Consider the following 15,203-nt stretch of genomic DNA (forward strand, 5'->3'; position numbering starts at 1 on the left):
CGCCACCGTCGCCCCCGCCGCCCCGAGTCCCGCCGCCATCACCGCGCGCCTGCCGAAGTCCATACCTCCAGCACACGCGACGAGCGCCTGACCGGCGTCGTACGTGAGGACCACCGGACCCGGAAACACCCGTCGGGGCAGTCACCTAAGGGCGGTGGCCCGGTAGGAGTCGTGCGCCCACGGCTGGCCATTTCGACACCCACACGCTTCCGAGCCCGAGCCCACGCGCATGGCGCCTGCGAGCGGAGCCCGCGCCGAGGTGGAGGAATCTGCCGTGCTTCGCCCGCAGCAGCCGGGCCATGAGTGAGTGTCAGGTCCATCTTGCCTGTTCGGAGGTGGTTTTCGGTAGGACGCAGCGCACGTCCGTTTGTTCTTGTGGCAGTTGGTGCCGCGCGTCAGACTCGTCGTCATCCACCCTCCGGCCAACGTGCCGACAACCGTTCGCGGTTGTCGGTGCGGTCGCCGTGCTGTCTCACCGTGTGACGGGCATGGGCCGGGGGTGGCGTGACGAAGGGGGATCGATGGATCAGGACATGGTCGTGCTCGCGAGGGTCAAGCTGCTGAGCGCCAATCGGCGGGTGGTGCGGGGTGCCGAAGGACTGTGGATCTACCGCCTTCTGACGCGGGTCGAGCCGGAGACGTACGGGTCGAAGCTGGCGTACGTCCTGGTGGAGGCGAGCGCGTCGCCCCTGCTGCGAGAGCTGCCTGAGCGACGTCTGGCCCTGCTGGACGAGGCCGTGGAGGTGGCGAAGGCCCTCGATACGTCGAACCCGTACCGCGCGAAGATGCTGGCGAGGGCCCTGGCTGCCAGGGAGCGGGAACCGGAGGGCCGCGCGGCGGAGCCGCTCACGTCCGCGTCCGAGGGGCGGGAGCCTCGGGCGACGTCTCAGGAGGAGCCGCGACCACACGTATGACCGTGTGGGGTTCCGGCCACGGTGGGAACCCCACGCTCGCGACGCCTGCCGCTGGATCTCGGCTCTCGTTCCCGAAGGACGAGCCCGGCCGCCGTCGCCGTTGTGGGGCGGCGGCCGCCGGGCAGGCTGTTCTCACCTGCCGTTGACCCGTGAGCAGGGCACCGCAGCAGAACTGTGTGCCCTGCCGGCCGCCAGGCTGTCAGATCAGTCACCGGCCCTTTTTGTTGAACCATCCGAGCGACTGGATGACGGTCGCGCCAGTGACGAGGATGCCGAGCGGAACGATCGTGAACCAGGTGGCACCGGCTTTCATGGCCGCGAGAAGGGCGATGGCGCCGCCGGCCAGCGCCAGGAGCACGAGCATGCCCACAAGGACCCGGATCTTGGAAACCAACGGAGGACTCTCCCCTGTTCAGCTGGGCTCTGTTGCCTGGACAGCGTGCGCAGCCCCACTCCGTCGCACCGCTGGCGGCGCTCGCCCGGTAAGGAGGCAGCAGGCTCCCGGCGTGACACCACGACTCCCGCAGGAAGCTCATGGGGCGAGTCTCCCAACGCGGCCTTCCGGGGGCGCCAGTAGAACTGCGTAATCGAATACGTAGGTTCACCGGCCTGGGCAGCGCGCATCCTCCTCAGTGGGTTCGGGTGACCGTCGGCGTGCGGGTGAAGGCGTCGGAGAGGCTGGTCAGGATCGAGCCGGGCCAGTCGCTCCGGCCGAACACGCTGACCGGAACGGCGAGTACGCCGTACTCGCGTTGGAGTGTCTCCGCCGGAATCCCGACGGGGAAGAAGTAGTTGCCGGGACTGGTCCGGCTCGCCGGGGGAATCGCCCCGAGCACGTCGGCGGGCAGCTGCTCGAACAGTCGACCGGCCCGTGCGGTCAGCTCGTCGCCGACCTGCCGGGGCACGTCGGCGTGCTCGGTCAGCAGCCGGTCGGCGAGCATCAGCTGTGCCGGTGTCGGCGGATCCGCCCGGAACGCCTCGGCCAGGTCGGCGTGCGCCGGGCCCAGCAGGACCACGCCGAACGTGCGTGGCCACAGCCATCCCTTGGTGACCGAATGCAGCAGGACCGCACGACCGGTGTCCAGCAGTCGCCGTGTGCCGGCGGCGAACGGGGCTCCCAGGTCGTAGACGCTGTCGATCAGCAGGCGGCGTGTGGGTGACTCCCGCAACCACGACATCACCGCCGCGCACTCCGCATCGGACAGGTAACGGCCGAGCGGCTTGCTGGGGTTGGCGAGCAGCAGGTATTCGGCGCGGTGGTCCGCCGACGACGGCGGGAGGGCCGGCGCCGGTAGCGTCGGGTAGGACAGGGGCTCGAGGCCGGCAGCGCGGGCCAGCTCGAAGTAGACCGGGTACACGTCGCTGGGCAGCCACAACCGCGCCTGCCCGGCGCGCAGCCAGGGGAACACCACACCGAGCCCGTGCCGGACCCCTCGGCAGATCATGGCGTGACCGGACCACTCCTCCGGCAGCTCGAAGCGCCGCAACCAGGCGCGCGCGAGATCGCACCGGTGCACCGTCGTCGTGTCGGTCGGCGGCTCCGGTCGCAGCGGAGCAAGCGCCCGGTAGACGTTGGTCTCGGCGGCGTCCAGAAGCGACGAGGAGGCGCCGAGTTGCCGTTGCCGGAATTCCTGGAACTCCTCGAACCTCACGCCGCCGCACCTTCCGGCACGATCTCGCTGGCCCGGTCCTCCAGGGAGGCGTAGCAGCGTCCGTCGGCCATGACGTTCCAGCTCCGTGCGATCCCGTTGGTGCGTTCCCAGAGCAGACTGGGCTCGGTGTAGGCGGCGATCCGCATCGGCCGCCCGTCCCAGCCGCCCTCGTAGACCGGCGCGCCCCAGGGCAGACGGCTCGCCAGGTCGAAACCGTGCCGCTCGGCGAAGCCGGTGACGACGGACAGCGAAACCTGGTGCTCGCGGCTCCAGACGTTGGCGGCGCGGTCGAAGTACAGCGACTCGGTGCTGGTGGACACGTAGAGCTCCTTGAAGCAGACTTCCTCGACACCGAGAGCCGCAGCCCAGGAAAGGTAGGCGGCGACCCCGGCCGCGTCGGCGACACCGCCGTGCTGGAGCACGCAGATCAGCCTCATCCGCAGACCCGGCCAGCGGTCACGTTCCAGGCGCCAGGTGTCGATGACGGAGCTCACCGGCGTGCGGAGCATCATCAGCCGCTCGTTGACGGTGTCGTCGTGATGGTGACGGGAGACGGCGAGCACGCTCAGCCCCGCGGTGCTCAGGGCGGTGAGTCGGTCGGCCCGGTCGGCGTGCCCGGCTTTCGCCAGGGTGTGCGCGTTGGTGATCAGGACGACCTTCGGGAAGGCCGCCGAGCACTCGGACACCAGCCGCACCTGCTGTTCGAACGGTATGAGCGTGGGTTCCCCGCCGCCGGTGATCACCGCACGCTCGGCACCTGCCGCACGGGCGTGCTCCAGCCGGCGGGCGACCGCGTCCCACGGGACCCGCGCCGGCGCCTGGTCGCTGGAGATCGAAGCAGAGGAGAAGCAGAACGAACACCGGGCCTGGCAGGCGGAGGCGACCGGCAGGATCGACACCGAGCGCGGTCGCGTGTCGGCGTAGCTACGCAGTGCCGAACCCTGGAGGCGCAGGGAGGCCGCCATCGCATCCTCGACGGTTGTCGGGCGCAGAGTGAACTCGTCGCCCGCTCCGTCGAGTTCGTGGACTGCTGACAGTCGGAGGCGGGCCTCGCGCAGTTCCCTACCGAGGCCGGTCGACACGTTGGGCACCAGCTGTTCGGGGTCCACGGTGGTTTCCAGCACCAGCAGCCCGTCACCCGGGATGGCCAGACGGTCCAGCAGGCGTCTCGCCTTGCCCACGCCGATTCCCAACTCCGCACGGGTCAGCAGGTGGAACCGGTCGGGATAGGTACTTTCCGGAATCCCCGCCTTGTCATAAGCGAACGCGTACTTGTCGAAGCCCTTCGCGAAGTTCGACAGCACGATGACGTGGAAGCGCTGGTCACTGTGGTTCATCCCGTCATCATGCTTGACTTCCTGCCTCGTCTGAAGGGAGGGATTCGGGGGTTCGGCCACACTCGATCAACTTCCCGCAATCGGGGCGCAGTCGCCGTACTGCCAGGCCCGCGCACCCCACAATGGGTGTGTCCGCCGCCGCCCGTACCCGGCGACGCTTGCCTTCCTCTCTGCCGAGTCGAGGAGTCGATCTGTGAACCGAGAGCGCACGAGCGAGGCGGGTGCGGACGACCCGGCCCACCACCGTCTGTCCGTGACGAGCGCGGACGTCACCCTGTCGGTCGGCGGGGAGGTGGTCGCCCACGCGCCGCGAACCGCCCCGGACTTCGCGCTCGTGGAAACCGCCCGCGCCGTGGCCCGGCTGCACGAGCGCTCGCGGGAGTCACTGGATCCCGAACGGATCGGCCAGGCGATCCAGCTCACTCACCGGATGGGGCAGCTCCTCGGGCAATGGGCCGGGAGACGCGTGTGCCAGGCCCTGACCGACGCGGCGCGGGACGCCCTACGGAACGGAGACACGCTGCCGCTCGCACTGGAGGTCGAGGCTGGGTCACTTGCCGGACTGCCCTGGGAGATGCTGCTTCTGCCCGGTGAGGCCGACCCCCTGGCGCTGCACCCCGTCTTCCGTCCGTTTCGCACCGGGTCCGGCGGCGGAGACCCGACGCAGGTGGCCGCGCCGGGCACGGCGCGTCCCCTGCGGATGGTGGCGTTGCTGGCCGGCCCCTCCTCCGCGTACACACCGCACGAGGGGCTGCTCGACCTGGAGGCGGAGACAGCCCGCCTGACCGAGGCGGTGAACGGTTCGCCCATCCCCGTCGACCTGCGGCTGCTCGGTTCGGGCAGCCTCGACGCCCTCACCGCAGCCCTGGAGGAAGCGCCTGCGGACATCGTTCACATCGTCTGTCACGCCCGCCCGGGACACCTGCGCCTGGAGACGGTCGACGGGGCCCCGCACTCGGTCACGGCCGAAGACCTGTACCGGGCGGTGTCCGCGACCGGTACACCGCCCGTGCTGGTCCTGGCAGGCTGCTCGACCGCCTCCGCACGGCGCCTGCCGGGTCAGGACGGAGGCGACACGGCCTTCCTGCCCGGCATGGCCGAGCAGTTGGCCGCCTCCGGAGTGCCCGCGGTCCTCGCCATGTCGGCACCAGTCCGGGACGCCTACGCGGGCGGGCTGACGGCCGCTTTCCACGCAGGCCTCGCCTCCGGGAGCGGCCCGCTGCACGCCCTGCACTCGGCACGCGTCGCGATGGAAGCGGCCCGGCAGACGGGCGACGGTGACGCCGCCCTTCCCGAGTGGCACATCCCGGTCCTGTACACAGCCGCCCGAACGGCGCCCGGGCCCGCGTCCGCTCCACGGACCGCGGACACCGGCAGCGTCTGGGACGGACAGGGCGGACAGGACGGACAGGGCGGACAGGGCGAACAGGGCGGCCGAGACGGACGGGACAGCGGTGGGCGTCCGACGGCGACGCCTGCCGCGCGGCCGCCGCTCGCCTTGCCTCTGGGCACCTTCGTGGGGCGCAGGAACCAGCTGCGCATCGCCGCGCGCGCCCTGGGGACGGAAGGGACGGGGCTGGTCGTCCACGGTGTCGGCGGAGGCGGGAAGTCGGCCTTCGTGGGGGAACTGCTGCGCTTCCACGGCGCCGGCCGTCCTGTCGCGCTCGTGCAGGGGAGGACGGATGTCGAGGAGATCCTGCACGCGATCACGGCCGTCCTGCCCGGCCCGGTGGACGAGACCCGCCTCCGCGCCGACGCCCCACGAACCGTCACCGACGCCCCACGCCCCCTCACCGACGCCCGGCGACCCTGGCCGGACCGGCTGCGTGAACTCGCCCGCGCGGCAGCCGACCACGCGACCGCAACGCCCGTCCTGGTACTGGACGAGTTCGAGGCCAATCTCGCTCGTCACTCGGGGCAGGCCACCGCCTTCACCGATCCGGAACTCGGCGCGTTCCTCCAAGCCTGGGCCGACCTCGACACGGCACCGCCCGTCCTCGTCACCTCCCGCCACCCGCTCCCACCCGGCCGACCCGACGCGACACGGCTGCCGCACCTGGCGCTACCACCGCTGACGCCGGCCGAGACGGACCTGCTGCGCCTCAGACTCCCGCAGACCCGGCGGCTGCCGCCCGACGAATGGGACCGGTTCAAGAAAGCCGTGGGCGGCCACCCTCGGGCCTACGGCTATCTGGACGCCCTGCTCGGCCGAACCTCCGTCACCGACACCGACCTTGCCCGCCGGCTCGAAGAACTCACCGACGGCATCGGCACCACACGCAGCCGCGTCGCGGGACGAGCGCGCAGCGCCCTGCGGCAGGCCTTACGGATCACCGCCGCCGACACACTGCTCGACGACCTCGTCGCCACTCTCGACCCTGCCTCCCGGACCCTGCTCATCCATGCGGCGGTCCACCGCTCACCCGTGCCCCAGCGGGCGTTCACCGACGCCGAAGAGGTGACGGACGAACTCGACGAGCTGGTGTCCGCCGGGCTCCTGGCCCCGGACGGAGTCGGAGCGGAGGGCGAGCCGTTGTGGTCGGTGCATCGCTGGACCGCGGCCGAACTGGCCGTGCTGGACGCCCCGTCGACCCGACGGGGCCACGAACGAGCCGCCGTCCACTGGTCGGACGTCCTCGACCGGCAGACGCTGCCCCAGCGACAACGTGTCCACGCCGGCTTCGAGGCGGTCGACCACCACGAGGCGGTCGACCGGCCCGCGGAAGCCGCCGAGGTGGCCCAGCGCGTGTGCCGGCTACTGCACACGCTGGGCCGCTGGACCGACGAGGAACAGCTGTGCCGGCGCGTGCTGGACTGGGTGGAACCCGGCTCCGGGCCGGCGGCCCAGGCCCATCGACAGCTCGGTCTGGTCGCCCGCGACCGAGGGGCGATGCATCAGGCCCGGGAACACCTGGAGCGCGCCCTGACGGTGAGCGACGCGGCCGGTGATCACCTGGGGATCGCCTACGCCGAGCACCAACTCGGCTCGGTGCTCCACGAACTCGGCGACTACGCCGACGCCGAGAGACGCTACCGCCGGGCCTTCGACGTGTTCCGACAGCTCGGCCTGGACCGGGACGCCGCCGCGTCCCGCTACCAACTGGCCATGCTCGACGAGTACCGGGGCAGCCCGGTCCGCGCCCAGGCAGGCTACGAAGAGGCCCTGGCCGCCTTCAAGCAGGTCGGCGACACAGGCGCCGTTGTCGCCTGCCTGCGCAGCCTGGCCTACATCGCCCAGGACGCCCACGACATGACCGCCGCCATGGCGCACTGCCGCACGGCGGCGGACCTGTGTCGGGACACCGGCGACGAGATGCAGGAAATGGAGATCCGCAACCAGGTCGGGACCCTGCACGTCGTCGCCGGTGAACTCGACGCGGCCCACGCCGAATTCGACGCGGCGCTGCGCATCGCCACCGCTCGTGGCGCCACCGAGGAGATCGCCCGATCCCACCAGCACCTGGGCATCTGCGCGGAGCGTCAGGGCTCGCTCGACATCGCGGAGGAGCACGTGCGGACCGCGCTGGACCTCAACACGCAACTGCGGCGGGTGGTCGGCCAGGCCCAGTGTCTGACCCGGCTCGCCGCCCTCGCCCGCAGACGCGGCCTCCCCCTCGTGGGACTGGCCCACGCCCGGGACGCGCTGGCCCTGTTCCGCCGGACCGACGAGACACGCGAGCGGCCCGCCACCTACCGCGTCATCGGCGACTGCTTCCAGGACCTGGGCCGCCCCGCTGCGGCGAGTCGCTACCACGCCCGCGGCGCGCAGGAACCCGCGTGAGGTCCGCGAACGGCTCCGACACCACCGAGCGACCGGTCTCCGTCCTGGTGACGGTGACCCGCAAGGAGACGACCGTGTCGGTCGACGGCACTGCCGTCGTCACCCATGAGCACCGCGGACTCACCCGCGCCGTGCTGGAGCGGTTGTGGCGGCTCACGCTCGCCCGGGCCGGACGCCCCTCGCTGACCAGGTTCGATCCGGCCACGAGCAGGACCACCCCCGCGTCCACCGCGTCCCGGTACGCCGTTCACGCCCTGGGCCTCGCGATCGGCGAGGCGTTCCTCGGCGGGCCTGCCGGCGACGCCGTCGCCCGCGCGCTGGACACGAGTGGTCCCGAGCAGCCCGTGTGGATCGGCATCGCCGTGTCCGTACCGGAGTTCGCCGGGCTGCCGTGGGAGACCGTGCTGCTGCCCGGGGCTCCCGCCCCGCTCGCACTGTCGCCCCGGGTCCGGTTCCACCGCGCGCCGACGGCCCGGCAGGGGCCCGTCCACGCACCCGCCCCGGTGCGCGGTCCGCGGATCCTGGCCGCCTTCGCGGACCCCCTCGACGACCTGGAGGGGCCCGCGCTGGACCTGGAGGCGGACGCACGACGCATCGTGGGCGCCGTCGAGGCGGGGCTACGACAGCGGCACATCGACGTCGAGACGATCGACGGGCCCGACACGCTCACCGAGATCCGCCGGGCGATGACACGCCGTCCCTGCGACATCCTGCACCTGTCCTGCCACGCGCGCGCGGACGCGCTGCTGCTGGAGGACGGCCGCGGCCGCACCCACCCGACCACCGCGCGGGACCTCGCCGACGCCATCCCGGCCGGCGGCGCGCCCCGGCTGGTGGTGCTGGCGGGCTGCTCCACGGGCGCCGGCCGCTCCCCGGACGGCCCGGCACCGGCCGCGCACGACGAGGAACAGCTCACCGGCCTCGCCTCCGAACTCGTCGCGTCCGGCGTACCGTCCGTACTGGCCATGACCGCGGCGGTGAGCGACAGCTACGCCGCCGCCTTCTGCGCCGAGCTCTACTCCCTCTTACGCGCCCCCGACCCCGAGGACGGCGTCGCGGACCTGCCGGCCGTGCTCGACGCGGTCGCCGAGGCCCGACAGCGGTTGGAGAAGCGCCGCCGACAGGAGCACGCCGGCCCGATCGACCTCTGCGAATGGCCGACTCCGGCTCTGTTCCTCGGTGCGTCGCCGCTGCCCGCGCGGCCCCGGCCGATGCCCCGTAGCGCCGGGCCCCGCACCACACCGGCGGCGCCCCCGGCCCCCGGCCCGCATGGGGACGTACGGCCGGTGGCCCGCCGCGCCGTACTGCGGCACCTGATGCGGCTCTGGGACGAGGGGTGCGCGGCGCTGCTCCTGTACGGGCCGGCCGGGGTGGGCAAGTCGACGCTCGTCGGCCAGTTCCTCCAACGCCTCGCCACCCCGGCCGAGGACGTGGTGCGGATCGGGGGCGCGGCGGCCCCGTCCGTCCTGACCGCGGCGTGCCGGAAGGTGGCCGACCACCCGCCCGGCCGCCCGCCGCTGATCGTGGTCGTCGACGACGTGGAGACCGAACCGGTCCCCGGCCACCCGCACGCCCGTTGTGCCGACCCCCTGCTCGCCCGGCAACTGGCCGCCTGGGCCGACCGTCCGGACCGGTACCGGCTGATCATCACCAGTCGGCACCGGCTGCGTCTTCCGACCCTTGCCGACAGCGCGACGGCGGCCTTCCACCTCGGCCCCCTGTCGTCGGGCGAGTCGAGGCTCCTCATCGGCCGGCTGCCCGGCCTGAGCCGGTTCCCCGACAAGGCCGTGCGGCGGGTTCTCGCCGAGATCGGCGGCCATCCCGCCGGTCTGGGCCTGGTGGACGCGCTGGTGCGCGGCGCCGCGCCGGTCCTGCCCGGACTGGAGGCCCGGCTGACCGACTGGCTGGCCGCCGAGGGCCTCTCCCGCACGGCGGTACGTTCGGCCGGACTGGGGGCAGCGATCCGCTCGACGTACCGGTTGCTGGCCCGCGACACGGGAGTGGACCGGCTGCTGCGGGACCTCACGCCCGCTGAGCACACGGTTCTCGTCTCGCTGTCGGTCCACCGGCACCCCGTCCGTCCCGACGACCTCGCGGACCGGCCGGAGACCGGCTCCGTTCCGGCACGCGAGACGATCGCCCTGCTGGAGAGCCGGGGCCTGCTGACAGCCGTCGACGCCGCCGGCACCGCCACCCGACCGACCTACTTCGTGTGCCGTTGGCTGGCCTCGCTGCTGGCCGGGTCCGAGCCGCCCGAGCGGATGGCCGCCGCCCACGAGAGAGCCGCACGCCACTGGCTGGACATCCAGCGGTCGAAGGGCGACACCGCCAGGATCGTGCTCGATCTGACCGAGAGCAGACACCACTTCCGGCAAGCGGGCCTGATCGACGAAGCGTTCACGATGACCGTGGCGCTGGTGGACCGGCTGCGGCCCACCGGCGCCTTCGCCGAGGTGGAGCGCCTGGCACGGGAGTCACTGGCGTGGACACCGCTGGAGGACCACGCCGCCGCCGTCCTGCACGACGCGTTGGGCAGCGCCGCACAGGACACCGGACGCTTCACCGAGGCCAGGACCCATCGGGAGCGGGCACTTGAGCTGTTCACCCGCATCGGCTTCGAACAGGCCGCCGCGATCGCCGATCTCGAACTCGGCACCCTGGAGGAGGCGATGGGAGAGTACCCGGCAGCCAAGAAGCGCTACCAGCGGGCGCTGGTGACCTTCACCGGGCCCGAGGACCTGGCGGAGGCGAAGCGCGCCCGGCACTTCCTGGGCAGCGTGGCCATCGCCACCGGCGACACGGCCGCGGCCCGGGACCACTACGAGGCGCTCGTCGACCTGGAGGCCGCCCAGCCCGACGAGGAGAGCCCGGCCGGGACGGCCGCAGCCCTGCACCAACTCGGTGTGGTGGAACACAACTGCGGCCGGCTGAACGTGGCGGAGGACCACTACCGGCGCGCGCTGGCCGCGCACGAACAGCTCGGCGACCGGACGGCCACGACCTCCGGGTACCTCCAACTCGCCCTGCTGGCACAGGAACAGGGCGACCGCGCACGGGCGACCGTCCTGTGCCGGCGCGCCATGCGCATCGGTGACGAGGTGGGCGACGTGGCCGCGACCGCCGCCGGGGAACACCTGCTGGGCATGATCGCCGACGACGCCGGGGAACCCGGGCAGGCACGTGCCCACTACGAACGGGCCCTGGCCTTCCTGACCCTCGCCGGTGACCGCGCGGCGGTGGGCACCGTCCAGCACCAACTGGGCGTGCTCGCGCAGGGCACGGGCGAAACCGAGCGCGCCAGGGACCTGTACCTGCGGGCGCTGACCGTGGCCGAGGACTGCGGCGACCGGTACGGCGCGGGCCGCTCCCGCCACCAGCTGGGACTGCTGACCACCGCCGAGGGCGACCCGGCCGGTGCGCTGGTCTGGCACCGACAGGCCCTGGAGATCTTCGAGGCGATCGAGGACCACGACGGACGGGCCAGGGCCCTGTCCGCGCTCAGCGAGCGGGAGCGGCTCGCGGGGAGCCCGGAGACCGCCTTCGGTCTGGCCCTGCGCGGCTTCGTCGCGGGACTGGAATGCGGGCCGCAGACACCGGTGGCGGCTACCGCCCTGTACGAACTCGCCGACGTGGCCGGGGACTTGGGGGACCGTCGGTTTCGGGAACTGCTGTCGGCGTCGATGGAGTCCTCTGCGGCGGACGCCCTCGTCGAAGCCGTGCGCGCGGCACAGGAGTTCGAGGGCCAGGGGTTCGAAGACCAGGACTGAGGCCGATCCCGGCCGGTAACAGGGCCTGCCGCGTCCCCCTTCAGGCCGTGCCGGTGGTCAGCCGCGCCAGCATGCGCCGTGTCGCCCGTTCCAGTTCGCGGGCCGCGTCCACGTCACCGGCGTACCGCAGCTCCGCCGCGTGGACGGACGCCGAGCGCAGGGTGTCGAGGTGCGCCTCGCCCAGCAGGCGCAGCCGTCGCCGGTAGGTGTCCTCGATGAGAGGGGCGGCCTCCTCCCCTTCGCCCGTCCGGCGCAGACCCACCGCCAGCCAGTGCGCGTAGCGCAGGGTGTCGGGGTGGTCCGGTCCCAGCACGTTCAGGGCCCGGCCGTGAGCCTCCCTGAGCAGGGCCACCGCCGCCGTGTCGTCCCCGCCTGCGCCGAGCGTACGGGCGTAGCTGTACGCGGACTGGGCCACATCGGGATGGTGGGGGCCCAGGACCGCCTGGCGCCGCCGGTAGGTGTCCTCGTGCAGGTTCCCCGCCTCCTCGAGTTCCCCCGTGTCCTTGAGGCCCACGGCGAGACCGTGGGCCGCCCGGAGGGTCTCGGGATGGTCGTTGCCGAGGATCCGCACCAGTGCCGTGTACGCGCGGCGATGGGCGTCCCGGGCCTCGACGGAGTGCCCGGTACCCCGCAGGACCAGAGCCAGGTTGTACAGCGAGAGCAGGGTGTCGCGATGGTCCGCCCCGAGCAACTCGGCGCGGTGGTCCACCACTTCGCGCTGCAGCCGCAGGACCTGTCGGCCGTCGTCGCTGTACAGCCCGGTGGTGTGGGAGACGAGAGTGATCAGGTCTGCCGCGAGGTTGTGCTCGGCGGTGAGGGTCTCGGCGTCCCGGGCGCCCGAACGGCGGGTGTGGTGCTCCAGCACGCGCCGGTCCAGCTCCACCGCCGTACGGTGGTCGCCGAGTTGTACGTGGGCGCGAGCCAGGTGCTCCGTCGCGGACATCGTGATGTCGACGTCGGCCCCGTACTCGGTGCTCCAGCGTTCGATCGCGCCCTGCAGGAGTTGGCGTGCGGTGCGGGCGTCGCCGCTCACGGTGAGGAAGTGGGCCATCCGCAGGAACATCCGGTGGCACGCGGCCTCCGGGGCGGCGGGGAGGTCGAGTTCGAGGACGTGCGGCAGCAGCGCCCCGTACGTCCGCCAGGTGCCGGGGTCGCGGGGATCACCCGGATCGGTGGCCGACAGCATTCTCCGCGCCCACGAACGGTCCATGTCCACCTCGGGCGTCCATTCCTCACGGACGAGCCTGCGGAACAGCTGATGCATGTGCAGGTCACCACGGTCTACCTGCACCAGGCCGACCCGGGACGCGGCCTTCACCAGGTCGGACAGCCGGCCGGGCGCCTGGTCGACGGCGTCGCGCAGGGCGGGGGGAAGCAGCGCGGCCGTCTCGTCGAGGAGGGAGAAGGGCAGCGCGGCGGTCGCGAAGCACGCCGTCAGCCGGACCAGACGAGCCGCGTCGGGCTCCTGTTCCTCGAGGCGCTCGACGGCGATCCGCACGACGGCGGCAAGGGACGCGGGGTAGACGTCCTCGTCGAGCCCACGGGCCAGGGTTTTCTTGGCGTGTTTCTCCACGAGCGCGAGGAACCGCTCCGCGCCCATCGGTGAACCCTCCAGCTGCTGCGCGGCCTGGTCCACGGCGAGCGGCAGATCGCCCAGCGCCGCGGCGACCCGGTCGGCGTCGTGCGCGGAGAGCTGTCCGGCCCGGCGGGTGAGCAGGCGCGTGGACTGTCTCCGGTCGAAGTCGCCGAGCTGGTGCTGGGGTCCGAGCTGGGACCACAGGGGGTTGCGTGAGGTGATCAGTACGGTGAAGCGCGAGCCGGGGCGCGGGAGGTGACGGCGGACGGCGGAGGGCCGGTCGGCGTCGTCGAGGACGACGAGCCAGCTGCCCATGCGGCCCAGGGCCGCCATGACGGCGTCGGTCCCGGCGGCGGTGTCGGTCTCGACGCCGCAGAGCCGTGCCAGGTCGGACACCACCTGGGAGAGAAGTTCCTCGCGTTGGGCCGGCAGCCAGGCGACGAAGTCGTACGCGCCGCCGTGCCGGTCCAGGTACTCGAGGGCCAGCTGGGACTTGCCGGTACCGGGCGGCCCGGTGATGATCACCGGTTGTTCCCGCCGGGCGAGGAGCCGGTCGACGGCGTCCAGCTCCCGCTCGCGGGGCACGTGGTACGCGAGGGGCGCGGTGGGGCGTTCGGTCCGCCAGAACACCGCGGGCGGGGCAGGTGTCGTATCGCGGTGCCGGGCGTCGTCCCGGGAAGCGGCGGCGCGGGAGTCGGCCGGGGGCGCCGCAGTGGCGGTCCGCTCGTCCTGGAGGGCGAGATACGCCCCGGCCGCGCGTGCGGCGAGTTCGAAGAACCACTGCCTGTCCTCCGGGCGGAGCCAGGCGCGCCCGCTGAAGACCAGGGCGCAGGCCAGGTGGGCCAGCAGCCGGTGGCTCCTCCACTCCGCGTACAGCCCGCGGCCGTTGTGCTCGGCCCAGCCCTTCTCCGCCTCGTGGATCGACCGGATCACCTCGCGCAGGCCGACGCGGACGTGCTGCCCCGGATGCCGGTCGGGGTCGACGAGGTACCGGGCGAGGTCGGTGCGGACCTCGGGTGCCCGCTCCGAGGCCAACCGCGAGGCCACGATCGAGAGGACGAAGTGAGCGGGGTCGCACACCAAGGGAGCGTCCTTGCCGAACCTCGACAGATCGATGAACCGGTGGGCGTCCGCCTCCTGCGCGGAGCGGTGGCGGCACACCACGTTGCCCGGATGCAGATCGCCGTGTCCCAGGCCGGCCAGCAGCGCCAGCGTCGCGTCGCCGGCCATGCGGGGCCCGGTGACCAGGGCGAAGGGGTTGGGGAAGGGCAGGGTCTCACCGGGCAGCCAAAGGTACGGGCGCGGGCGCTCCAGCAGCCCGGGGTCGTGACGCGCCCAGGTGTGCAGGGTTCCGCCCTCTTCGATACGGGGCCCGAGCAGCGAGGTGAGGATGTCGGAGGCGGTTCCCCGGCGGAAGCACAGCGTCTGGGGCGTGTTCCACTCGTTGAGGACCGACTCGACGACCCGCCCGCAGAGCGCCGCGATCGTGGAGCCGCCCACGGTCTCGTCCTCCATGAGCGCCGACAGCGACCGGTAGTCCGTCAGACTGCCGCCCGCGATCTCCTGGAACATGATCCAGCCGTTGCCCGCGAGGGGTTGGGGCGGATAGTCGGGCAACTGCCGTGCGAGACGGCGCTGGACGAAGTAGGGCGTCGACAACTCTTCAGCGCGCGCGTGGAGTTGGGGCTCGCGGATCGTGGCGGCACGCGGTGGCAGCACCTTGACGATCAGCTTGCGGGCGTCGGTGAGCCGCCCCTCCACGAGGCGCTGGGCGTAGGCCGCGAACACCTGGGCGCCGGAGTTCCCCGCGTCCTCCCAGCCCGCGTAGGACAGCACTGTTCCGGCTTGGGCCAACTCCTCCAGCTTGCGGCGGGCGTCGGGGTCCCGTACCCGCCGCAGCACGTCACTCCGCTCCGACGGGGGCGGAGTGTCGGGGTCCTCAGCCACTGCCGGGCGGGCGCGTCATGCCATCGGCCTCCGGGTCCTCCCGCATGGCGCTTCCGGCATCGTCGCCGGGCAGACCCCGGTAGGGAGACCATCCCCTCCCGTCGAAGACCTCGACCTCGCCCTCGTCCCCGAATCTGACCTCACCGGTTTCCGGTTCGGGTTCGTCCTCGTGTTCGGGCTCGTCCTCGTGCACCGTACCCTCGCCCATCGACACCCCTTCCGCCCTGTG

Annotated in this window: 8 protein-coding genes; 3 read left to right on the forward strand and 5 right to left on the reverse strand. The window is 72.6% G+C overall.

The genetic code is table 11. The features are described from left to right. Positions 1-521 precede the first annotated feature (521 nt). Complete coding sequence (locus tag P1P70_RS02315) at positions 522-914, forward strand: hypothetical protein (RefSeq protein ID WP_319234093.1); 393 nt, start codon at positions 522-524, stop codon at positions 912-914. A gap of 208 nt (positions 915-1,122) precedes the next feature. Here P1P70_RS02315 and P1P70_RS02320 read toward each other — a convergent pair whose 3' ends face one another. From P1P70_RS02320 to P1P70_RS02330, 3 genes are all read right to left on the reverse strand, one after another. Further along, the gene (locus P1P70_RS02320) at positions 1,123-1,308 is read right to left on the reverse strand and encodes a hypothetical protein (protein ID WP_319234095.1); all 186 of its coding nucleotides are present in this window, start codon (positions 1,306-1,308) and stop codon (positions 1,123-1,125) included. Positions 1,309-1,543: 235 nt separating this feature from the next. Beyond that, positions 1,544-2,566, reverse strand: coding sequence for an aminotransferase class I/II-fold pyridoxal phosphate-dependent enzyme (locus P1P70_RS02325; protein ID WP_319234096.1), 1,023 nt, complete (start codon positions 2,564-2,566; stop codon positions 1,544-1,546). Further along, positions 2,563-3,903 (reverse strand): radical SAM protein, encoded by a 1,341-nt coding sequence (locus P1P70_RS02330; protein WP_319234098.1) that lies wholly within the window; start codon positions 3,901-3,903, stop codon positions 2,563-2,565. The genes P1P70_RS02325 and P1P70_RS02330 overlap by 4 nt, the downstream gene beginning before the upstream one ends. A 193-nt stretch (positions 3,904-4,096) precedes the next feature. Here P1P70_RS02330 and P1P70_RS02335 point away from each other — a divergent pair, with 193 nt between their 5' ends. Both P1P70_RS02335 and P1P70_RS02340 read left to right on the forward strand, forming a co-directional pair. Continuing rightward, on the forward strand, positions 4,097-7,684 hold the full coding sequence (locus P1P70_RS02335) for a tetratricopeptide repeat protein (RefSeq protein WP_319234099.1): 3,588 nt from the start codon (positions 4,097-4,099) through the stop codon (positions 7,682-7,684). Continuing rightward, entirely contained in the window at positions 7,681-11,451 is a 3,771-nt protein-coding gene (locus P1P70_RS02340; protein WP_319234100.1) for a tetratricopeptide repeat protein, read from the forward strand. The genes P1P70_RS02335 and P1P70_RS02340 overlap by 4 nt, the downstream gene beginning before the upstream one ends. Positions 11,452-11,491: 40 nt before the next feature. Here P1P70_RS02340 and fxsT read toward each other — a convergent pair whose 3' ends face one another. Together fxsT and P1P70_RS02350 are read right to left on the reverse strand one after the other, a co-directional pair. Further along, positions 11,492-14,974 carry an FxSxx-COOH system tetratricopeptide repeat protein gene (fxsT, locus tag P1P70_RS02345; RefSeq protein WP_319234102.1) on the reverse strand — a complete coding sequence of 1,161 codons (3,483 nt, stop codon included), beginning with the start codon at positions 14,972-14,974 and terminating at the stop codon, positions 11,492-11,494. Further along, positions 14,967-15,182, reverse strand: a complete 216-nt coding sequence (locus P1P70_RS02350; RefSeq protein WP_319234104.1) for a hypothetical protein — start codon at positions 15,180-15,182, stop codon at positions 14,967-14,969. Before P1P70_RS02350 ends, fxsT begins: the two co-directional genes overlap by 8 nt. Positions 15,183-15,203 lie beyond the last annotated feature (21 nt).

Source organism: Streptomyces sp. MB09-02B (assembly GCF_033794485.1).
In the GTDB taxonomy this organism is placed as follows: Bacteria; Actinomycetota; Actinomycetes; order Streptomycetales; family Streptomycetaceae; genus Streptomyces.

Coding starts and splice junctions, on each gene's coding strand:
- P1P70_RS02330 (WP_319234098.1), bottom strand. CDS start 3,903: ATGAACCACAGTGACCAGCGCTTCCACGTCATCGTGCTGTCGAACTTC.
- P1P70_RS02350 (WP_319234104.1), bottom strand. CDS start 15,182: ATGGGCGAGGGTACGGTGCACGAGGACGAGCCCGAACACGAGGACGAA.
- P1P70_RS02315 (WP_319234093.1), top strand. CDS start 522: ATGGATCAGGACATGGTCGTGCTCGCGAGGGTCAAGCTGCTGAGCGCC.